This window comes from Methylobacterium fujisawaense, assembly GCF_014138435.1.
GTDB lineage: Bacteria > Pseudomonadota > Alphaproteobacteria > Rhizobiales > Beijerinckiaceae > Methylobacterium > Methylobacterium fujisawaense.
Window position 1 is genome coordinate 264,109 of sequence record NZ_JACJIM010000001.1, and the last position, 18,678, is coordinate 282,786.

General features: G+C 70.6%; 21 protein-coding genes. 15 read left to right on the forward strand and 6 right to left on the reverse strand.

Features of this window, described 5'->3' with window-relative positions; all coding sequences use genetic code 11:
- The first annotated feature begins 171 nt into the window (after nucleotides 1–171).
- Complete coding sequence (locus GGQ91_RS01210; RefSeq protein WP_043346898.1) at nucleotides 172–1,011, forward strand: outer membrane protein; 840 nt, start codon at nucleotides 172–174, stop codon at nucleotides 1,009–1,011.
- 198 nt (nucleotides 1,012–1,209) lie between these two features.
- Nucleotides 1,210–1,986, forward strand: coding sequence for a DUF2076 domain-containing protein (locus GGQ91_RS01215; RefSeq protein WP_043346900.1), 777 nt, complete (start codon nucleotides 1,210–1,212; stop codon nucleotides 1,984–1,986).
- Nucleotides 1,987–2,097: 111 nt separating this feature from the next.
- On the opposite strand, the gene GGQ91_RS01220 is transcribed toward GGQ91_RS01215, so the two are convergent.
- Entirely contained in the window at nucleotides 2,098–2,913 is an 816-nt protein-coding gene (locus GGQ91_RS01220) for a L,D-transpeptidase (protein WP_043382726.1), read from the reverse strand.
- A gap of 278 nt (nucleotides 2,914–3,191) precedes the next feature.
- On the opposite strand from GGQ91_RS01220, the gene GGQ91_RS01225 reads away from it, so the two are divergent.
- The 5 genes from GGQ91_RS01225 to GGQ91_RS01245 all read left to right on the forward strand — a co-directional run bounded on the left by GGQ91_RS01225 (nucleotide 3,192) and on the right by GGQ91_RS01245 (nucleotide 7,470).
- Nucleotides 3,192–3,908 carry a protein phosphatase CheZ gene (locus GGQ91_RS01225; protein ID WP_043382723.1) on the forward strand — a complete coding sequence of 239 codons (717 nt, stop codon included), beginning with the start codon at nucleotides 3,192–3,194 and terminating at the stop codon, nucleotides 3,906–3,908.
- Between the two features lie 73 nt (nucleotides 3,909–3,981).
- On the forward strand, nucleotides 3,982–6,042 hold the full coding sequence (gene uvrC / locus GGQ91_RS01230; protein WP_043382720.1) for an excinuclease ABC subunit UvrC: 2,061 nt from the start codon (nucleotides 3,982–3,984) through the stop codon (nucleotides 6,040–6,042).
- Between the two features lie 73 nt (nucleotides 6,043–6,115).
- On the forward strand, nucleotides 6,116–6,715 hold the full coding sequence (gene pgsA / locus GGQ91_RS01235) for a CDP-diacylglycerol--glycerol-3-phosphate 3-phosphatidyltransferase (protein WP_043355549.1): 600 nt from the start codon (nucleotides 6,116–6,118) through the stop codon (nucleotides 6,713–6,715).
- A gap of 54 nt (nucleotides 6,716–6,769) precedes the next feature.
- A complete protein-coding gene (gene moaD / locus GGQ91_RS01240) occupies nucleotides 6,770–7,021 on the forward strand; it encodes a molybdopterin converting factor subunit 1 (protein WP_043355564.1) in 252 nt (83 codons plus the stop codon).
- A 218-nt stretch (nucleotides 7,022–7,239) separates the two neighbouring features.
- Complete coding sequence (locus GGQ91_RS01245) at nucleotides 7,240–7,470, forward strand: hypothetical protein (RefSeq protein WP_043355551.1); 231 nt, start codon at nucleotides 7,240–7,242, stop codon at nucleotides 7,468–7,470.
- 88 nt (nucleotides 7,471–7,558) lie between these two features.
- Here the strand turns inward: GGQ91_RS01245 and GGQ91_RS01250 are convergent, their stop codons facing one another.
- Nucleotides 7,559–8,335, reverse strand: coding sequence for a D-xylose 1-dehydrogenase (locus GGQ91_RS01250; RefSeq protein WP_043355553.1), 777 nt, complete (start codon nucleotides 8,333–8,335; stop codon nucleotides 7,559–7,561).
- 150 nt (nucleotides 8,336–8,485) lie between these two features.
- Here GGQ91_RS01250 and GGQ91_RS01255 point away from each other — a divergent pair, with 150 nt between their 5' ends.
- On the forward strand, nucleotides 8,486–8,899 hold the full coding sequence (locus GGQ91_RS01255) for a flagellar biosynthesis repressor FlbT (RefSeq protein WP_043355555.1): 414 nt from the start codon (nucleotides 8,486–8,488) through the stop codon (nucleotides 8,897–8,899).
- A 13-nt stretch (nucleotides 8,900–8,912) separates the two neighbouring features.
- Here the strand turns inward: GGQ91_RS01255 and flaF are convergent, their stop codons facing one another.
- Nucleotides 8,913–9,284 (reverse strand): flagellar biosynthesis regulator FlaF, encoded by a 372-nt coding sequence (gene flaF / locus GGQ91_RS01260; RefSeq protein WP_043355557.1) that lies wholly within the window; start codon nucleotides 9,282–9,284, stop codon nucleotides 8,913–8,915.
- 168 nt (nucleotides 9,285–9,452) lie between these two features.
- Between flaF and GGQ91_RS01265 the strand changes: the two genes are divergently transcribed.
- Nucleotides 9,453–9,698, forward strand: coding sequence for a hypothetical protein (locus GGQ91_RS01265; RefSeq protein ID WP_043355558.1), 246 nt, complete (start codon nucleotides 9,453–9,455; stop codon nucleotides 9,696–9,698).
- On the opposite strand, the gene GGQ91_RS01270 is transcribed toward GGQ91_RS01265, so the two are convergent.
- From GGQ91_RS01270 to GGQ91_RS01280, 3 genes are all read right to left on the reverse strand, one after another.
- A complete protein-coding gene (locus GGQ91_RS01270) occupies nucleotides 9,699–9,920 on the reverse strand; it encodes a hypothetical protein (RefSeq protein ID WP_139231596.1) in 222 nt (73 codons plus the stop codon). It abuts the gene before it with no gap.
- Nucleotides 9,921–9,924: 4 nt separating this feature from the next.
- Nucleotides 9,925–10,239, reverse strand: coding sequence for a hypothetical protein (locus GGQ91_RS01275; RefSeq protein ID WP_043355560.1), 315 nt, complete (start codon nucleotides 10,237–10,239; stop codon nucleotides 9,925–9,927).
- A gap of 138 nt (nucleotides 10,240–10,377) precedes the next feature.
- Nucleotides 10,378–10,887 (reverse strand): metallophosphoesterase family protein, encoded by a 510-nt coding sequence (locus tag GGQ91_RS01280; RefSeq protein WP_182591198.1) that lies wholly within the window; start codon nucleotides 10,885–10,887, stop codon nucleotides 10,378–10,380.
- A 158-nt stretch (nucleotides 10,888–11,045) separates the two neighbouring features.
- On the opposite strand from GGQ91_RS01280, the gene GGQ91_RS01285 reads away from it, so the two are divergent.
- The 6 genes from GGQ91_RS01285 (at nucleotide 11,046) to GGQ91_RS01310 (ending at nucleotide 18,677) form a co-directional block, all read left to right on the forward strand.
- On the forward strand, nucleotides 11,046–11,765 hold the full coding sequence (locus GGQ91_RS01285; protein ID WP_043760334.1) for a cytochrome c biogenesis CcdA family protein: 720 nt from the start codon (nucleotides 11,046–11,048) through the stop codon (nucleotides 11,763–11,765).
- A gap of 39 nt (nucleotides 11,766–11,804) precedes the next feature.
- On the forward strand, nucleotides 11,805–12,851 hold the full coding sequence (gene selD / locus GGQ91_RS01290; protein WP_043760332.1) for a selenide, water dikinase SelD: 1,047 nt from the start codon (nucleotides 11,805–11,807) through the stop codon (nucleotides 12,849–12,851).
- Between the two features lie 104 nt (nucleotides 12,852–12,955).
- Complete coding sequence (locus GGQ91_RS01295; protein WP_182591199.1) at nucleotides 12,956–14,956, forward strand: glycosyltransferase; 2,001 nt, start codon at nucleotides 12,956–12,958, stop codon at nucleotides 14,954–14,956.
- A complete protein-coding gene (locus GGQ91_RS01300) occupies nucleotides 14,953–16,065 on the forward strand; it encodes a glycosyltransferase (RefSeq protein ID WP_182591200.1) in 1,113 nt (370 codons plus the stop codon). The genes GGQ91_RS01295 and GGQ91_RS01300 overlap by 4 nt, the downstream gene beginning before the upstream one ends.
- 280 nt (nucleotides 16,066–16,345) lie before the next feature.
- Nucleotides 16,346–17,821, forward strand: coding sequence for a GumC family protein (locus GGQ91_RS01305; protein ID WP_043760326.1), 1,476 nt, complete (start codon nucleotides 16,346–16,348; stop codon nucleotides 17,819–17,821).
- A 10-nt stretch (nucleotides 17,822–17,831) separates the two neighbouring features.
- Nucleotides 17,832–18,677, forward strand: a complete 846-nt coding sequence (locus GGQ91_RS01310; protein WP_236961732.1) for a WecB/TagA/CpsF family glycosyltransferase — start codon at nucleotides 17,832–17,834, stop codon at nucleotides 18,675–18,677.
- Nucleotide 18,678: the final 1 nt, after the last annotated feature.

Sequence of the window (18,678 nt, forward strand, 5' to 3'; positions counted from 1 at the left end):
GTTGGGGGGTCAAGGTGCCGGGGATAAACGGCGGGTTGCCATAAGGGGCCGCGAATGCGGTCGGCGACACCGCGGAGCGCAAAGCAGCCCTGGAACCGCTGGAACGCAGCCAGATCCGGTTACGCCCCCGTCCGGCCACGGTCGGGGCGGACCACCAGTGAGGACCAGATGATGAAATCCCTGCTCCGTGTGACCACGGCCCTCGCGGGCGTCGCCTTCGCCGGCTCGGCCTTCGCCGCCGACCTGCCGCGCCGCGCCGCCCCCCCGCCGATCTTCACCCCCGTCCCGGTCTTCACCTGGACCGGCGCCTATTTCGGTATCAACGCCGGCTACGCTTTCGACGCCAGCGACCGCAACACCGGTTCCAGCTTCGGCGTGCCCTTCCCCTACGCCGCTCCCGGCACCGTCGCGACCTTCCGCAACCGCAGCCAGGACGGCTTCTCCGGCGGTGGCCAGGTCGGCTACAACTACCAGTTCACCCCCGGCTCCGGCATCGTCATCGGCGTCGAGGCCGACGCCCAGTACCTCGACTTCGGCCGCAGCCGGAACAACGCCTTCATCTCCGGCGCGCTGGCCCCCGGCTACTACGTCACCGACCCGCGCGGCCTCTCCAGCCTCGACTTCTTCGGCACCGTCCGCGGTCGTCTCGGCTACGCCTTCGACCGCACCCTGATCTACGGCACCGGCGGCTTCGCCTACGGCTCGGGCAGCGCCGACCGCTCCTTCGGCGGCTATGCCGGCAACGACAGCTTCCGCACCGGCTGGGCCGCCGGCGGCGGCATCGAGTATGCCCTTCCCACCGACTCCTTCCTGAACTTCTTCCGCTCGTCGGCCGTGACGCTCAAGGTCGAAGGCCTGTACGTCAATCTCGACCGCGGTACCCGCAACCAGGGCGCGCTCGTCGTCAACGCCGCCAACAACTTCCCCGTCGTCTACAGCGGCGTCGGCCGCCGCTCCGACGAGTTCGCCGTCGTCCGCGCCGGCCTGAACTACAAGTTCGGCACCTTCTAGGATTGCGCGACGGCGCGGCTACGGCCGCGTTCGGGATCCGCCTCTGGGAAGCCCGGCCGAAAGGTCGGGCTTCTCGTTTTTCGCGGCCGGCGGATGAAGTTTTCGCAATCCCCCTGACAAAGCGTCGCCGCGCACCCATGTCGTGTCTGCCATGCGGCGCGTTCGGGCCCGCGGGTGAGATTCGAGGAGGACGACTCCATGAACAGCGAAGAACGCGACGTCATTTCGGGCATCTTCCAGCGGCTGGAGCAGGCGCAGACCCAGCCCCGCGACGCGGAGGCGGAGCGCTTCATCGCCGACAAGATCCGCGCCCAGCCCTACGCGCCCTACGCGATGGCGCAGCTGATCTACGTCCAGGAAGAGGCGATCAAGAGCCTGAACCAGCAGCTGGAGCAGGCGCGCAGCCAGGCGGCCTCTGCGCAGCCCTCGGGCGGCGGCGGCTTTCTGTCGAGCATCTTCGGCGGCGGCAGCCAGCGCCAGGAGCCGCAGCCCGGCTACGCACAGCAGCGTCCCGCCGGACAACCCTGGGGCAATCAGGGCGGCGCCCCCCCGCAGGGCTATCCCCAGCAAGGCTACCCGCAGCAGGGGGGCTATCCCCAGCAGGGCGGCTATCCCCAGCAGGGCGGCCCGTGGGGCGGTCAGCCGCAGGCGCCGGCCCGCGGCGGCGGCTTCATGGCGACGGCGCTCCCCATGGCGGCGGGCGCGGCCGGCGGCATGCTCCTGGGCAGCGCCCTGTCGAACGCCTTCGCGGGCGGCCATTCGAGCCTCGGCAGCGCTGCGGCCGCCGGCCTGGGCGGCGGTGCCGGCGAGACCGTGGTCAACAACTACTACGGCGACGGTGGCAACCAGGATCTCGGAGCCGCCCTGGACAACAGCGGCGGCGACCTGGGTAGCTTCCAGGACGCGAACTACAGCGATCCGGGTGGCGATTTCGGCGGCGACCTGGGCGGCGGCGACGACAGCGACTGGACCTGATCGTCCAGCCCCGGCTCAGCCCCCAAAGAAAGAGGCCCGGTCGCGTCAGGCGCGGCCGGGCCTCTTCGTATCCGAAGATGCAGCTTTCGTGATGCCGACGACGTCAGGCGCTCACAGGACTTCGACGCGTGTTCCCACCGGCACGCGGTCGTAGAGGTCGACGACGTCGTCGTTCATCATCCGGATGCAGCCCGACGAGACCGACTGACCGATCGTGTTGGGCTCGTTGGTGCCGTGGATCCGGTAGAGCGATGAGCCGAGATACAGGGCCCGCGCCCCGAGGGGATTCTCCGGCCCGCCGGCCATGTGGCGCGGCAGGTCGGGCCGGCGGGCGAGCATCTCCGCCGGCGGTGTCCAGTCCGGCCACTCCGCTTTGCGGCTGACGGTCTTGAGACCGCTCCAGGCGAAGCCGGGACGGCCGACGCCGATCCCGTAGCGGAGGGCGCGCTGGCCGGCCTGCACGAGGTAGAGATGCTTGCCGGCGGTATCGATGACGATCGTCCCGGGCTTCTGCGGCCCCGCGAACGGAACCTCCTGGCGCTGGAATTCCGGCGCGACCGCACGAGCGATCCGGGCGGGATCCGCCTGGGATGCTCCGTAGGCGGCCGCGGGCGGCGCGCCGTAGGGCTGAGCCGCACCGTAAGCCTGTCCATAGGATTGTCCGTATGCCTGAGCGGCCTCCGGTTCGGCCGGCACCAGCTCCCCGGAATAGGCCGCGACCCGCTGGGACGTCGCCGCCCGCTGCGGGGCCGCGGAGCGCTGCGGCCAGCCGCGGCCGCCGCCCCCGGCGCTGCCGGTGACGAGGTACTCGATCAGGCCGCCGCCGTAGCCGCCCTCGGCGTAGCGCGCCTGCTGCGCGCGCGCAGGCCCGCACAGCACGAAAGCGGCCGCGGCCGCCGCCATTCCCAATCGGACCGAACCCCGCATCGTCGCATGCTCCCGAGCCGGCGCCCAAGCGCCCGGCCCGCGAACGATCCCGCGGCATTTTACCGAATCAGGTGAAGGAACGTGGTGAATCGCGCCGAGGCCGCGGTCTCTCCCCGGCCCGTCGGCGGCAGCGTGAATCGCCGGTTAACCGTTCATCGCAGCCCGCCGCGCCTTCGGGAAGGAGCCCGGAACGCTCGGAAAAAGCTTGGCAGTCACAGTCCGCTAACCGATGTGGTAGAGAGTTGCGTCGACGGAACCCGAACGCCCACGCCCGGACGATGACCCAGAAGCGCTATCGCATCGAAGACAGCCTCGGGATTCCCGCGGCTCCCCAGCCTGGTCCGGGCTCGATCGCCTCGAACGAGCGACTCGAAGAAATCTTCAGCGCCATCCAGGACTTGCGCCGCGTCACGCAGATGAGCGCCAGCGAGACGATCGAGTCGTGCCGGCGCGAGCTGCACGAAGCGCTCGCGATGCGCACGGAACTCGACGTGATGAAGGAGGCGATCACCCGCACCAAGTCGGAGCTGGCGACGCTGCATCGGACGGAGAATACCGGCAAGGGCATGCGCCGGGCGGCCGACGAACTCGACGCCGTGGTCGATTCGACGGAGCGCGCCACGACGCAGCTCCTCGGGGCGATCGAGGAGATCGAGAGCCACGCCGGCATGCTCAACGCCGCGACGCTGCCGCCCGGGCTGAAGCAGCACGTCGACGTGATCCTCGAGCGCGTGATCACCGCCTACGAGGCCTGCAACTTCCAAGACCTGACCGGCCAGCGGATCACCAAGATCGTCGGCGTGATGAAGTTCATCGAGGAGCATCTCGACCGGCTGATCGCCACGTGGTCGGAGCTCGACAGCTTCAAGGAGCTCATCACCGTCATGCCGGTGCCGACCTCCCTGGACGACGAGAGCTCGCTCCTGAACGGTCCGAAGCTCGACCACGATCCCGGCCACGTCGACCAGAGCGACATCGACTCGCTGTTCGACTGATCTCCGGTCCGGGCGCGCGATTTTTGTCGCCGCCCCGGTCCCGCTGGCGCTCAGGAACGCTTAGATCTGCGGTATGAGCCGCAGAGCCCTCTCAGACCTGCCCCCGGACACCTTCGACGACGGCCGCGACGCCGAGCGGGACGAGACCGCCGACGCGCCGGAAGCCGGCCTCCCCGACACGGAGGCGCCGGAAATCGATTTCGACTTCGAGCCGGGTGCCGTCCAGGCCGGCACCGAGGTGATCCGCCGGTTCTGGTCGACCCTGCCGTCCTCGCCCGGCGTCTACCGGATGTTCGATCATCGCGGCGACGTCCTCTATGTCGGGAAGGCCAAGAACCTGAAGGCCCGGGTCGGCTCCTATGCGCGGGGTCAGGCGCATTCGAACCGCATCGCCCGGATGATCTCGCAGACGGCGGCGATGGAGTTCGTCACCACCGCCACCGAGACCGAGGCGCTGCTCCTCGAAGCCAACCTGATCAAGCAGCTGAAGCCCCGCTTCAACGTGCTGATGCGGGACGACAAGTCGTTCCCCTACATTCTGGTCACCGACGACGGCCCCGCCCCGCAGATCGTCAAGCACCGGGGCGCCCGGCGCCGGAAGGGCAATTATTACGGGCCCTTCGCCAGCGTCTGGGCGGTGAACCGGACAGTGAACGCCCTGCAGCGCGCCTTTCTCCTGCGCACCTGCACGGACAGCTACTACGAGAACCGCACCCGTCCCTGCCTGCTCTTCCAGATCAAGCGCTGCTCCGGCCCCTGCACCGGCGAGATCGCCACAGAGGATTACGCCGCCATGGCGGATTCCGCCCGGGCGTTCCTGGCGGGCAAGTCGAACGCCGTGAAGGACCGGATGCGCACCGAGATGCAGGAAGCCTCGGAAGCGATGGAGTTCGAACGCGCCGCCCGCTTCCGGGACCGGATCGCCGCGCTGTCGGCGATCCAGGGCGTGCAGGGGGTCAACACCCAGGGCGTGGAGGAAGCGGACGTGTTCGCGCTCGACGAGCAGGCCGGCCAGTTCTGCATCGAAGTGTTCTTCTTCCGGAACTTCCAGAACTGGGGCAACCGCGCCTATTTCCCCAAGGCCGACCGGTCGATGACCCCCGACGAGGTGCTCGGGTCGTTCATCGGCCAGTTCTACGACGACAAGCCGGCGCCCCGGACGGTGCTGACGAGCCATGCGGTCGAGGATGCCGAGCTGGTGGCGGCGGCCCTGTCGAGCCGGGTCGAGTACCGCGTCGAGATCCACAAGCCGAGCCGCGGCGAGCGGAAGAACCTCGTCGACTACGCCCAGCGCAACGCCAAGGAAGCCTTGGCGCGGCGCCTCGCCGACACGGCCTCCCAGGGCAAGCTGCTCGCGGCGCTCGGCCAAGCCTTCGGGCTCGACGGCGCGCCCCGCCGGATCGAGGTCTACGACAACTCGCACATCATGGGGACGAACGCGGTCGGCGGCATGATCGTCGCCGGCCCGACGGGCTTCATGAAGACGCATTACCGAACGTTCAACATCAAGTCCGAGGAGCTCACCCCGGGCGACGATTACGGCATGATGCGCGAAGTCCTGCAGCGGCGCTTCAAGCGGCTGGTGAAGGAGTCACCGCGCACCGAACGCGAAGCCGCGGCCGCCGCCGTCGAGGGCGGCGTCCAGGAGCCGGTGCCGGCCGAGGAGAGCGAGGCGTTCCCGGCCTGGCCGGACCTCGTGCTGATCGACGGCGGCAAGGGCCAGCTCGACGCCGCGCGGACGGCCCTGGAGGAGGTCGGCGTCTCGGGCGTGCCGCTGATCGGCGTCGCCAAGGGCCGCGACCGGGATGCCGGGCGCGAGACGTTTTTCGTGCCCGGCCGGCCGCCCTTCAAGCTTCCGCCGCGCGACCCGACGCTCTACTTCGTGCAACGGCTCCGGGACGAGGCGCACCGCTTCGCCATCGGCAGCCACCGGGCCAAGCGGAAGCGCGAGATGGTGAAGAACCCCCTGGACGAGATCGCCGGCATCGGGCCCAGCCGCAAGCGCGCGCTGCTCCATCACTTCGGGACCGTGAAGGCCATCGAGCGTGCGGCCTTCGAGGATCTGGCCAAGACACCGGGCGTGAACGCCGCCACCGCGCGGGCGGTCTACGACTTCTTCCATGCCGGCGCCTGAGAACCCGACCGCGATGGCCGAGACCGAAACCAGGACGTTGACGCCCGGGCCCCGCTCTGATTTCACCCCTGCGATGAACGCCGTCCTTCCCCGACGACGGTCGCCGGCCTGGACGCTCGCGAATTGCCTGACCTACGGGCGCCTCGTTGCCGTGCCGGTGATGGTCGCTCTGCTGTTCTGGCCCGAATCCCACACCGCCCGGTGGACGGCGCTGGGCGTTTTCGTCGCGGCCGCGATCACCGACTATTTGGACGGGTACGTCGCACGCACCTACCATCAGAGCTCGGCGCTCGGCCGGATGCTCGATCCGATCGCCGACAAGCTTCTCGTCTCGGCGTGCCTGCTGATGCTGACGGCGGACCACACGATCGTCGGCTCGAATATCTGGGCGGCCATCGTGATCCTGTGCCGCGAGGTGCTGGTTTCCGGCCTGCGCGAGTACCTGGCCGAGCTGAAGGTCGGGGTGCCCGTCAGCAAGATCGCCAAATGGAAGACCACCGTGCAGCTCGTGGCTCTCGGCTTCCTGGTGGCCGGCCCGGCGGGCGAGACCCTGCTGCCGGGGACCGAGCCGATCGGCCTGACGCTGCTGTGGCTGGCCGCCGCCCTCACGCTCTGGACCGGCTGGGACTACATGCGGGCCGGGATCAAGCACGTCATCGACGATCCGCGCTGACGGATCGGCCTGCGGGACGTGCGGTCCCTGCCCTGTCTTCGCTACGGTGATGCGATGAAGCTCGTCTATTTCGCCTGGGTCCGCGAGCGGATCGGCCGCCCCGAGGAGGAGCTGGCACCGCCGGCGGAGGTCGCCACCGTCGCCGACCTCGTCGGGTGGCTCCGGGGCCGGGGCGAGGAATATGCCTACGCCTTCGAGGATCCGGGCGTCGTCCGGGCCGCGATCGATCGGGTCCACGCCAAGCCGGACGCGCCGATCGCCGGCGCCCGCGAGATCGCCTTCTTCCCGCCGATGACGGGCGGCTGAGGCCCGGCCACGCCGCGCACGTAGTCCACCGGGGTTGTCTTGGTCCCGGTTCCGCAGTCATTGGCGCCGTCGCTCCGGCTCTGCTTCGAACCGAACGGCGCGCGGGCCGAGCCAAGTTTTTTTACGGGTTCGGTCCGCCTTCGAGACCGACGGCTCTGCGGAACGCTCAAGCTGTGACCGCCGTTACCCGGTACCGAAACCGGTATTGGAGTTTCAGCATGCGCAAGACCTTGCTCGCGACCGCCGCCCTGTTGAGCCTCGGCGCCGCCGCACAGGCCCAGACCACCGTCATCGAGCGCGACCGGCCGGCCGTCGTCGTCGACCGCCCGGCGACCGAGTCGAAATCCGTGACCGTCCACGACCATGGCGACGGCTGCGTCACCAAGACGGTGCGCAAGGAGAACGACATGGGCGACTCCAAGACCGTCAAGAAGGAGACGTGCGACTGAGGCACGGAAGCGGGCCGGGCCGGAGCGCGGACCCGCGCCCCCTGTCCGGCCGGTCTCATGTCCGGCCGGTCTCCTGCCCGGCTCCCGATCAGCGCCACCCCGCGTCGATGACGTAGGGGTGGCCTGTACACATCCGGGCATCGTCCGAGGCGAGGAACAGGACCAGCGCGGCGACGTCGGCCGGCTGTATCCGGCCGTCAAGGCATTGCGCGGCGACGATGTCCGCCTCGCCCTCAGGCGTGTACCATCTCTCCTGCCGCGGCGTCTGGACGTTGCCGGGGATGATCGACACCACCCGGATCCCATCGCGGCCGAGGTCGCGGGCCAGGGCGCGGGTCATCCCCTCGATCGCCGCCTTTGCGGTCTGGTAGAGCGGCATCTCCTTCAGCCCGAGATGCCAGCTGATCGATCCGAAATTGAGGATCACGCCGCCGCCCGCACGCCGCATCGCCGGCACCGCCGCCTGGGCGGCGAAGAACAGGTGGCGCAGGTTCACCGCCATCCGGTCGTCCCAATAGGCGGGCGTCACCTCGGCGAGGCTGTGGCGGTCGTCGTTGCCGGCATTGTTGATCAGGATATCCAAGCCGCCCAGAACCGTATCCGCCTCGGCGACCAGCGCGCGAACCGCATCGACATCCGTCAGGTCGCAGCGCCGGTAGAGCGGGGCGTGCGCGGCGCCGGGCGTCAGACGCGCCACCACTGCGTTCGCCGCATCATCCGCGATGTCGCAGAACAGGACGCGGGCCCCCTGGCCGACGAAGGCCTCGACCAGACCCGCGCCGATTCCCGAGGCGCCGCCCGTGACCAGGACGCGCTTGCCACCGAGGCTCGGATACCGTGCGCGCCGATCCGTCTGCGCCGTCATCGGACCTCCCCGACACGCTTCACCCGGTCGTCATTTGTGGGAGTTTATCACGGCACCCGCGTGGTGCAACGGCTGCGCTCGGGGCGGGAATTCTCGAAACGTTAACGGTTCGCGAATGAGATCGCCGGGTCTTCTAGAAAGGAACGCCCGATGCCCCTGCGTCTGGAACTCAAGCCCTTCGAACGGCTGATCATCAACGGTGCCCTGCTGCGCAACGGCGACCGGCGCTCGACCTTCTTGATCGAGACGCAGTGCAAGTTCCTGCGCGAGAGTGAGATCATCACGGAGACCGAGGCCGACACGGCCTGCAAGCGCCTCCACCTGACCCTGACGGTCATCTACCTCGCCGACGATCCGACGCAGGGGATCGACCTGTTCTTCCGGCAGGCGACGGATCTGCTGGGGCTCGCGCCGGCGGCGGCCCCTCACATCGCGGGGATCGCCCAGGCCGTCGAGACCGGCGCGTATTATCGGGCGCTCAAGCTGAGCCGCAAACTCGTCGAGTGGGAAGCCGCCGGCGCGGTGTCCCAGCCGGACCTGCCGGAAACGTCGGCGGCTTCCTGACGGCTCTCGGGCCTCAGCCGGGATTGCCCTGCAGGCCGGCGGCGATGTGGTTGTTGATCGACACGAGCGTCGCGATCTTCTCGGGCGTCGGCGCGATCATCGTGTCGATGCAGCTCTGGAGCACGAACACGCCCAGGCGGCCGACGCCCTGCTTGACGTCCGAAGGGAGCGGGTTCAGGTCCGACGTGGCCTCGGAGGTCAGCAGCGTCCAGACGCGCTGGTTGAACGACAGGGCGTCGTTGAGGCGCCCGGCATCGCCCTCGGAGAGCCCCTGGCTCGCACCGATCAGCTTCTGCGCCGCTTTCAGCAGAACCGCGGATTCAGCTTCGCGCGGCGAGAGGGCGCTGTGGGATGTCTTGGCGTAGGCGTTGGCGGCGTAGTTCATCGGCGGTCCAGCCCCGTCGTCAGGCCTGCCTTGGCGGCAAGCTGGCGCGTAGCTGTCGCAGACCAGGAGTTAAAAGCGCGTGAGCGCCAGATCCGCCATGATGCCGCCGGGTTGCTTATCGACGACGCTGTGTGGCCCAAAGGAATCGGGCCCCGGATCCCAGGCCCGATGTTGAATTTCGTTCTCGGAACTGTTGCCGGCGGCCTGATCGCCTGCGTGCTGACCATCGCGGCGGCGCGGCAGCCCGAGGTTCAGACGCGCCTGGGCCTGATACCCGTGCCGGCCCACACGACGCTCGCGGCCGTCACGAAGCCGGCCGAACCCGATTGCGGGCGGCGGACGGAGCCGGCACCGAAGGTCGGCTCCCAGGATATGTTGTTCAACCGTCAGCGATTCTGGTCGGTCGCGCCCTGATCAGAACGCACCGATCAGCATGAGCAGCATCGTCGTCGCGACGGTGGTGCTGACGAAGCCGCACAGGGCGGCCGCGAAGGACGGGCCGGTGCGGACGACGGCGGGCTCGATGTCGTTCGAAAGCGTGGCGGGGGTCATGGGCGCAGAACCTTTTCGGCGACCGGCGTCGCGCGTGACGGGGTGATGCTGCAGGAACGGGACGTCCGAGGTGCGGATGCGCACCCGATCAATCGCAGCGGTTAATTTTCTTGGCGATCCGCAGGCCCCGCAGTTCGCTGCGGAGATCGATCGCCACGACGCCCTCGCCGCATCGCTCGAAGGCGTCGCGGGCATCGTCGTAGCGGTCGCCCACTTCATCGAGCGTGTCGCAGACGCGGTCATGATCGCCCAGACGGGCCTCCTGACGCGCCTGGAAGCGCAGGGCATTCGCCTCGTCGACCTTGCGCTGGGCTTCGATGCAGGCCGGCACAGCCGACGCCGCGGAAGTCATCACGAGGCCTGCCACGAGGCTGGCGAGGCAACGGGTCAGAGTGACCGACATGGCACTCACTTCAACACTCACACACGGTTTGGGATGGCCACTCCGAAGGCGGACCGGCCGGGTTTCTCGGAGCGGCACGAGTCCACTCCCTTCCTGTCCGCTGAAACGGTGAAGCTGACGTGAAAGTTCCGCCCCGACTCACCGCCCCCGACGCCGGCGGGACGCGAGGATTGCGGAGAGCGGCACGGGTGCCGGCCCCATCGGGTCGACGCCCACGTCGTACTGCTTCGGCATTGGCTTGAGCTTGCCGTGGCTGTGCCCGTGGAGGTTGAGGGCACCCCGGCTCATGCCGTTCCAGGTGCGGAACGCGTAGTGGCAGAGCACGACCATGCGGCCTTCGACCTCGATTTCCGCGTAGTGCCGAACCGACGTCCAGCCGGGTGCATCCAGAGTTTCTGGCCCGTCGTTGTTGCCGACGATCAGGTGCTTCTCGCCGTTCAGCCCGGCGAGGATCTCGCGAATCCGGTCCCCGCTCGGCCCGAGGGCGAAGTCGCCGAGGTGCCAGACCGTGTCGCCGGGCGAGACCGCGGCGTTCCAGGCCGCGACCAGCCCGGCATCGTGGGCCTCAAGATCCGGATAGGGCCGGTGGTCGAAGCGCAGTGCCCGCGGGTCGCCGAAATGCGTGTCGCCCGTGAAGAAGATGGTCACCGGTCTGCTCCGCCTCGCCCGGGAACGCCACCGGACTGCCGCCGAAATCGGCTGGCCGCCGCCTTGTTCCCGCACGCCCGCGGCCGCCTGGCGCGTTGACCGCCCGCGCGGCACGGAGGAGACCTCCGCAGGGCGAACGGGATCGGGAGCGCGAGGGCATGCTGGGAACGGTCGGATTCGCCTTCCTGGCCGGGCTTCTGTCGGTGCTCTCGCCCTGCGTGTTGCCGCTGATCCCGATCGTGCTCGGCACCGCGGCCGCGGAGCATCGCCTCGGCCCGGTGGCGCTAGCCGGCGGGCTGGCGATCGCCTTCACGGCGATCGGGCTGTTCGTCGCCACGATCGGCTTCACCATCGGCCTGGACGGCGACGCGTTCCGGCGCGCCGGCGCGGTTCTCCTCCTGCTTCTGGGCGTGGTGCTGATGCTGCCGCGGCTCCAGGCCCGGGTCGCGACGGCGGCCGGCCCGGTCGGCGCCTGGGCGGAGGAACGCTTCGGCGGCTTCGGCTCCGGCGGATTGTCCGGCCAGTTCGCCGTGGGCCTGCTGCTCGGCGCCGCCTGGAGCCCCTGCGTGGGACCGACCCTGGGCGCGGCCTCGCTGATGGCGGCGCGGGGCGAGCATCTCGGGAGCGTCGCCCTGACGATGCTGGCTTTCGGGATCGGGGCCGCGGCCCCGCTGATGCTCCTCGGCTTCGTCTCCCGCGAGGCGCTGCTGCGCTGGCGCGGCGGCCTCGCCGCGGCCGGCCGGGCCGCGAAGGCCGCGCTGGGCGCCGTGATGGTGGTCCTCGGCCTGCTGGTGCTGACGGGACTCGACAAGCAGGTCGAAGCTGCGGCCGTCGCGGCTTCGCCGGACTGGCTCAATGCGCTGACGACGCGCTACTGAGTCGCCATGGTCCCAGGACGTCCGGAACGGAGATCAGCGATGACCGATGCCCCCCGCCTGACCAGTCTTGCCCATGGCGGCGGCTGCGGCTGCAAGCTCGACCCCGCCACCCTGCGCCAGCTCCTCGCCCAGCAGCCGGCGGCCGGGCCGTTCGAGCGGCTCCTCGTCGGCAACGAGACGGCGGACGATGCGGCCGTATGGGAGCTGGAGGACGGCACCTGCATCATCGCCACCACGGATTTCTTCACACCGATGGTGGACGACCCCGTCGATTTCGGCCGGATCGCCGCGACGAACGCCATCTCGGACGTCTACGCCATGGGCGGCCGGCCGCTCTTCGCGCTCGCGATCCTCGGGATGCCCCTGGGCAAGATCGACCCGGAGGTGGTCGCGCGGATCCTGCGCGGCGGCGCAGAGCAATGCGCCGAGGCCGGCATCCCGGTGGCGGGCGGCCACTCGATCGATGCCCCCGAGCCGATCTACGGCCTCGCGGTGATCGGCACCTGCCGCCGGGAGGCGGTGCGACGCAACGCCGACGCGATGGCGGGAGATGCCGTCCTGCTCACCAAGGCCCTCGGGGTCGGGGTCTACTCCGCGGCGATCAAGCGGGAGACCCTGGACGACGCCGGCTACCGCGACTTCATCGCCACCACCACGCTGCTCAACCGGATCGGACCCGACCTAGCCGCCGAGCCCGCCGTCCACGCTCTCACCGACGTGACCGGCTTCGGCATCCTGGGCCACGGGCTGGAGATCGCCCGCGGCGCCGGTCTCACGCTGACCCTCGAGGCCGACGCCCTCCCCCTGCTGCCGCAGGCGGAGGCGCTGGCGCGCGCCGGCGCCGTCACCGGTGCCTCGCACCGGAACTGGTCGGCGTTCGGCGAGGCGGTCGACCTGCCGGAGGGTTTTCCGGACTGGCGCCGCCACATCCTCACCGATCCGCAGACCTCGGGCGGGTTGCTGGTGACCTGCTCGGCCGACCGGGCCGACGCGCTCCTCGCGCGCATCCGATCGGCGGGCTACCCGGCGGCCGCCCGCATCGGCCGGATCGAGGCCGGTCCGGCGCGGATCCGGGTGATGGGCTGAGACGCCGCCGGCCCCGAGAGGCAATCTTCAACCTTCCCGTCCACTCTGTCGCCCCGCACGAGACCCAAGCCGCCGCCAGAGCCGCCGTGACCGAGGCCGCAGACATGTCACCGCCTCCCCACGGCGTCGCCGGCTGGCCGTACGGGCGCAGCCCCCCCGGACCCGCCCGTCCGCGGTCGCTGCCCGACGGGCGCCCCTGGCCGCGGATCCGGATCATCACGGTGGCCCACGCGGATGCCGCCCTGGCCGGGACCGTCGCGTCGGTCCTGCGCCAGGACTATCCGGAGTTCCGACACGACGTGCTGGCGCCCACGACCGGACGCGCGGCCGTGGAGCGGATCCTGACCGATCCCGGTCCGGATCATCTGCTCTGGCTCGCTGCCGGCGACCTGCTCGCCCCGGGTGCGCTGATCGCTCTGGCGCTGGAGGCCTCGCTCGCCGAGGTCGACGCGGTCGCGGGGTTGCGCGTCCTGTTCGACCACGCCGTCCGGGGCCTCGACGGGCCCGATCGTGCGGCGGAAGCCGGTGGCCGCAGGTCTGCGGGGGGCGGGATCCTCTGGCGGCGCGACGGGCTGGCGGACCATGCGGTCCTCGACGCCGACGGCATGCTGAACGAGGGGGCCGCCTGGTCGACGACATCCGAGAACCGGCGCAGCCTGATCGGTCGTCCCGCCCTGCTCCACAGGCTGCTTTCGGACCTTCCTCCGCCCGCCAGCGGTCTGTCGATCGTTTCGCTCACCGGGACGGGCACCCAGGGCGGGGCCGGCGTGGCCCAGCGCCGGCTCGCCGAGGCACTGACTCTCGCCGGTCACCGGATCGCGGAGGTCACCCTGAGCGGCCGTCCCGAGGCCGCCGAGTGGCGCGACGTCTTCCCCCCGGCCGAGGCCGCGATCGCGGCGACCGCACCGGATCTCGTCCTGGCCGGCAACCTGCACGGCGCCACCCGCAGCCTCGACGTCGTCGGCCGTCTGGCCCGGCAGGGACCGGTCGGCCTCGTGCTGCACGACCTCTTCCCCCTCACGGGCCGGTGCGCCCATCCGCGCGCGTGCGGCCGCGCCGCGATCGGCTGCGATGCGGCCTGCCCCACCCCCGACGAGTATCCGCAACTGGCCCCCGGCCGGATCGCCGGCATGCACGACCGCAAACGCGCTGTGCTCGCCGGCGCCCCGGTCGGGCCCGAAGTGCGATCCCCGGCCCGATCTCCGGCTCCCTGGCTTCTCGCCAATTCCGACTGGACGCTGGCGCGGGCTCGCGAACTCGCGCCGCCCGGCACCGTGGTCGAGCCGATCCGCCTCGCCTTCCCGACCGCCGTCTTCCGGCCCGGCGATCGCGCCGGCCTGCGCGCCCGGCTCGGCCTGCCCCCCGATGACGTGCTGATCCTCGTATCCTCGGTCATCGTCGACGGGCCCGACAAGGGCTTTGCCGATCTCCGGGCGGCGCTTCAGGCCGTGGCAAAACCGGGCGTCGGCGTCGTGGCGATCGGCCGCCTCGACGATCCGGCCCGGCTCGGGATCGCGAACCTGTTCGCGCCCGGCCTCATCGCGGACGAGGCGATGCTGGCGGCGTGGTACGGCGCCTGCGACCTCCACGTCACCGCGAGCCGCCACGAGACTCTCGGACAGACGCCCATCGAGGCCGGCCTGTGCGGGGTCCCGACCCTGGCCTACCGCACCGCCGGGCTGACCTCGGCGGTGATCGACGGCGTCTCGGGCCGCCTCGTGCCGATGCGGCCCGGCGCCCTCGCCGACGCCCTGGCCGCCCTGGTCGATGACCGGGCGACCCGCACCCGCCTCGGCGCCTTCGCGCGGATCGCCCTGGAGAGCCGCTACAGCCCGGCCGCGGCGGCGCTGTCGCTGGAGGCGGTCTTCCGGCGGCAGGGCCTGGGGGACGGCGCGGCCCATCCGCGCTTCGCCCCCGCGATGCTCGGGCATTTCCCCTTCGCGGCCGATCTGCGGATGGGCGCGACCGGCACTGTCCCGGCGGTCTCGCCTCCGCTCGTGCGCCGGCTGCGGCGGGCCAAGCAGATGGTGTTCGGCCGCCGGATGCCGCTCTTCGTGCGGCGGTGCCTGTACTTGGCCGGCACGCTGCGGCGCAGGGTGCCATGACGGACCACAAGGCGAAATCCGGCATGGCGCAGCGGCGGATCTACCTGGACCAGACCCATCTGCGGGCCCATGTCACGGGGATCGAGCGGGTCACCTTGGACCTGTTCGCCCCGGAGAAGCTCGCCCCGCACAATGTGCGGCCGGTGACCGCCGGCTCCCTGCCCGGCATGATCGCCGCCCAGCAGATCGGCCTTCCCGCGCGGGCGCTCACGGACAGGGACGCCCTGTTCCTGTTCCCGGGTTTCCCGCCCGGGCCGCTCTGCGCCATCGCGGCGGCACGGTGCCTGCTCTACGTCCACGACACCTTCCTGCTCACGCGGAAGGCGGATCTGAGCCTGCGCAGCCGGATCTACATGAGCCCGAGCTTCGCCCTCGCCCTGCGCTGGTGTCCGAACCTGTTCGTCAACAGCCGCACCACCGGCGCGGCCGTGCGCGCCCTCTGCGCGGAGCATGCCCGCGTCGCCCTGCTGCGACCCGCCGTCCGCGACGCCTTCGGCCTGGCCGACCTGCCGGGGCCGGCGGCCTACGAGCCCGGCGCAACGCTGCGGCTCCTCGCCATCGGGACCATCGAACCGCGCAAGAACTATCCGGCGACCCTCGCCCTGACGGCGGCATTGATCCGCGCCGGCATCCCGGCGGAACTCCATCTCGTTGGCCGGGTCGGATGGGGGCGGCACGACTTCCTGGAGGCACCACCGCCGTTCCTGCACCGGCACGGATACCTCGCCGACGCGGAGCTGCGGGCCCTCGTGGGGTCGTGCCACCTGCTGGTCTCGACCTCCAAGGCGGAGGGGCTGGGGTTGCCGCTCCTGGAAGTCCAGCATGGCGGCCTGCCGGTCGTGGCGCCGGACGACCCGGTGTTCCGTGAGGTGCTGGGGACGTCCGGCCTGCTGATCCGGCCGGAGGATCCGGACGGCGCCGCTCGGACCATCGCCGCCTGGCTCCGGGATGGCGGTCTGACCCGCGCGGCGGCGGCAAGCCGGGCCAACGTGGCGTGCTGGAACGCCACAGCGGCCGAGGACGGGCTGCGCTTTCAACGCTTCCTGTCGGGCGACCCGACAGCCTACGCACCGTTGGAGTCAATTGTCGCATGCGACCGCAGCGCCTGAGGCGGCCTGCGTAGTCCCCAACAAATCGGAGACTTTTCACGTTCGATTGTCGTGACAGTTAGGATTACGTCTGTATGCGATATCTGCGGGCTTCCTGAAGCAGGAACCGCAGCGGGGCGATACTACTGGTCCGGTATGCTGATTGCTGGACTCCCGACGAAGACGGCGCCTCGGGCGAGCACCTGTTCCAGACCGGCACGAAGCTGGTCAGAAAGGGAACAGGCGACGAGGTTGGCGGCGGGCGGTTGTCTCCGTCCCGACAGGTCAGGGAGCGAGGCGTATGTTCGACTTCTCGACACGGATGAGCGGTGAGCAGCCCGTCCGAATGGTGCTGCCGCAGGTGACCCCGCAGACGGACGGTCGCGTGATCCTCCGGCGCCTGTGGCGCGGCAGCGGCTTCATCGTGCTGGGCGGCCTGTTCATGGTCGCCGTGGCGGTGGCGCTGCTCGGCCTGATCCCGCCGCGCTACACGTCCAGCATCCAGGTTCTCGTGGATCCGAGCGATCTGCGCGTCGTCGAGAACGACGTGAACGCGCGCCAGCCCCAGGCCGACAGCGGCGTCTCGATCGCCGAGAGCCAGGTGCGGGTGATCCAGTCCGACAGCGTCCTGCGCCGGGTGATCGCCAAGCTCCACCTCGATCAGGACGACGAGTTCGTCCTGCCGGACGGCAACAACCCGACCCTCACCTGGGTGAAGGGCGCTCTGGGCATGCTTCCGCCGGCGGCGAGTCGCGATCCGGTCATCACCGCTCTCGACACGCTTCAGAACCGGCTCACCGTCCGGCGGGCCGAGCGGACCTTCGTGATCGATGTCGCGGTGCAGTCCCGCGATCCCGAGAAGGCCGCGCGCATCGCCAACGCCGTCGGGGACGCCTACTTCGCCGAAGAAGCGGCGGCCCGCACCGAGACCGCGCGCCGCGCGTCCAGCGCCCTGGCCGGACGGCTCGCCAGCCTGAAGCGGGATGTCGAGCAGGCGGAGGGCGCGGTGGTGCGCTACCGTGAGGATCACAAGCTCGTGGCGGCCAGCGGCCGCCTGCTCACCGACCAGCAGCTCGGCGACCTCAATCAGCAGCTCGTTACCGCCTCGATCAAGACCGCCGAGGCCAAGTCGCGCCTCGATCAGGCGCGCCGGATGCGCTCGTCGGATCCCAGCACCGCTTTGCCGGAGATGCTGCAATCCCTGGAGATGCAGGCTCTGCGGCAGCAATACGCCACGCTGTCCCGCAACACCGCGGAGCTCGCCACCCGCCTCGGCGAACGCCACCCGGCCATGGCCGAGCAATACGCCCAGCAGCGCGACCTGCAGCGCCTGATCCAGCGCGAGAAGGAGCGGATCATCGAGACGACCCAGAAGGATTACGACCGCGCCGCCGCGAGCGAGGCGGCGATCCGGACGAATCTCGACCGGGTGAAGACCGAGACGGCGAGCAGCGACCGGGCCTATGTCGGTCTGCGCGAACTGGAGCGGACTCTCGAGGCCCGCCGCGGCATCTACGAGGCCTACCTGAAGCGCGCCCGCGAGGCGAGCGAGCAGGAGCGGCTCAACACCACCAACGTCCGCATCATCTCGGCCGCGACACCCGCGCGCCAGCGGACCTTCCCGCCGTCGCCCAAGATCGTCCTGCCGGTGGCCCTGATCCTCGGCCTGCTGCTCGGCGGCGGCATCGCCCTGCTCCTCGGCGCCGACAGCGACCGTCGCCGCACCCTGCGCGCCGCCACTCGGCCGGCGGCCAGCTTCCGGGCCGCCGATGCGTGACATCGGAGAGATGAGCCTCTACCTCGGCGCCATGGATCCGGTCCGCGGGGAAGCACACACGGTGAGCGGCCCCGCCTGCGCGGCGTCCGGGTCGCCGCAGGCGGAGGCGACCGTCGAACTCTTCGGATACCAGTTTCACACCGGACCCGTCGCGGCCCTCGTGGCCGCCGTCGCGGCCCGGCGAGACGGCCGGCCCCGGATGATCGTCACGGCGAATGTCGATCATGTCGTCCAGCTCAGCGAGAATGCCCCCTTTCGCGAGGCCTACGCGCGTGCGGCGGCCAGGACCCTCGACGGGATGCCGCTGGTCTGGCTGGCCCGGAGGGCCTGTCGCCGGCCCGTGCATCGGATCACCGGGCACGATCTCCTCGGCTGCGTCCTCGCCGATCCGCCGGCCTTCGCGCAGCGGGTCTTCTTCGTCTCCGCCCGCAAGGATGCGGCGGACGCCCTGGCCCTTCGCCTGCAGACGGCGGGCCTTCCGGCCGGCGCCGTAGCCAGCGCAGTCCCGCCCTTCGGCTTCGAGCACGATGCGGCCTACAGCCGCGCGCTGGCGGAGCGGATCCGCGCCCACGGTACGACACTGCTGGTGATGGGTGTGGGCGCGCCCAAATCCGAGATCTGGGTGGATCGGCACGGCCAGACGCTCGGTGAACCGGTGGTGTTCTGCGTCGGCGACGCCCTGAACGTCGCGGCCGGGTTCCTGCCGCGCGCGCCGCAGCTGATGCAGCGCCTCGGCCTCGAATGGATCTACCGGTTCCTGCAGGCGCCGCGGCGGCTGTTCCGCCGCTACTTCATCAAGTCCTGGCGCTTCATCGGCCTCGCGATGCGGGAGCAGATGGGGCGGCGCGCCGGCTGAT

Excerpts from the sequence above, each read along its gene's own strand:
- GGQ91_RS01210 (WP_043346898.1), top strand. The coding sequence starts at position 172 with ATGAAATCCCTGCTCCGTGTGACCACGGCCCTCGCGGGCGTCGCCTTC.
- GGQ91_RS01215 (WP_043346900.1), top strand. The coding sequence starts at position 1,210 with ATGAACAGCGAAGAACGCGACGTCATTTCGGGCATCTTCCAGCGGCTG.
- GGQ91_RS01220 (WP_043382726.1), bottom strand. The coding sequence starts at position 2,913 with ATGCGGGGTTCGGTCCGATTGGGAATGGCGGCGGCCGCGGCCGCTTTC.
- GGQ91_RS01225 (WP_043382723.1), top strand. The coding sequence starts at position 3,192 with ATGACCCAGAAGCGCTATCGCATCGAAGACAGCCTCGGGATTCCCGCG.
- uvrC (WP_043382720.1), top strand. The coding sequence starts at position 3,982 with ATGAGCCGCAGAGCCCTCTCAGACCTGCCCCCGGACACCTTCGACGAC.
- pgsA (WP_043355549.1), top strand. The coding sequence starts at position 6,116 with ATGAACGCCGTCCTTCCCCGACGACGGTCGCCGGCCTGGACGCTCGCG.
- moaD (WP_043355564.1), top strand. The coding sequence starts at position 6,770 with ATGAAGCTCGTCTATTTCGCCTGGGTCCGCGAGCGGATCGGCCGCCCC.
- GGQ91_RS01245 (WP_043355551.1), top strand. The coding sequence starts at position 7,240 with ATGCGCAAGACCTTGCTCGCGACCGCCGCCCTGTTGAGCCTCGGCGCC.
- GGQ91_RS01250 (WP_043355553.1), bottom strand. The coding sequence starts at position 8,335 with ATGACGGCGCAGACGGATCGGCGCGCACGGTATCCGAGCCTCGGTGGC.
- GGQ91_RS01255 (WP_043355555.1), top strand. The coding sequence starts at position 8,486 with ATGCCCCTGCGTCTGGAACTCAAGCCCTTCGAACGGCTGATCATCAAC.
- flaF (WP_043355557.1), bottom strand. The coding sequence starts at position 9,284 with ATGAACTACGCCGCCAACGCCTACGCCAAGACATCCCACAGCGCCCTC.
- GGQ91_RS01265 (WP_043355558.1), top strand. The coding sequence starts at position 9,453 with ATGTTGAATTTCGTTCTCGGAACTGTTGCCGGCGGCCTGATCGCCTGC.
- GGQ91_RS01275 (WP_043355560.1), bottom strand. The coding sequence starts at position 10,239 with ATGTCGGTCACTCTGACCCGTTGCCTCGCCAGCCTCGTGGCAGGCCTC.
- GGQ91_RS01285 (WP_043760334.1), top strand. The coding sequence starts at position 11,046 with ATGCTGGGAACGGTCGGATTCGCCTTCCTGGCCGGGCTTCTGTCGGTG.
- selD (WP_043760332.1), top strand. The coding sequence starts at position 11,805 with ATGACCGATGCCCCCCGCCTGACCAGTCTTGCCCATGGCGGCGGCTGC.
- GGQ91_RS01295 (WP_182591199.1), top strand. The coding sequence starts at position 12,956 with ATGTCACCGCCTCCCCACGGCGTCGCCGGCTGGCCGTACGGGCGCAGC.
- GGQ91_RS01300 (WP_182591200.1), top strand. The coding sequence starts at position 14,953 with ATGACGGACCACAAGGCGAAATCCGGCATGGCGCAGCGGCGGATCTAC.
- GGQ91_RS01305 (WP_043760326.1), top strand. The coding sequence starts at position 16,346 with ATGTTCGACTTCTCGACACGGATGAGCGGTGAGCAGCCCGTCCGAATG.
- GGQ91_RS01310 (WP_236961732.1), top strand. The coding sequence starts at position 17,832 with ATGAGCCTCTACCTCGGCGCCATGGATCCGGTCCGCGGGGAAGCACAC.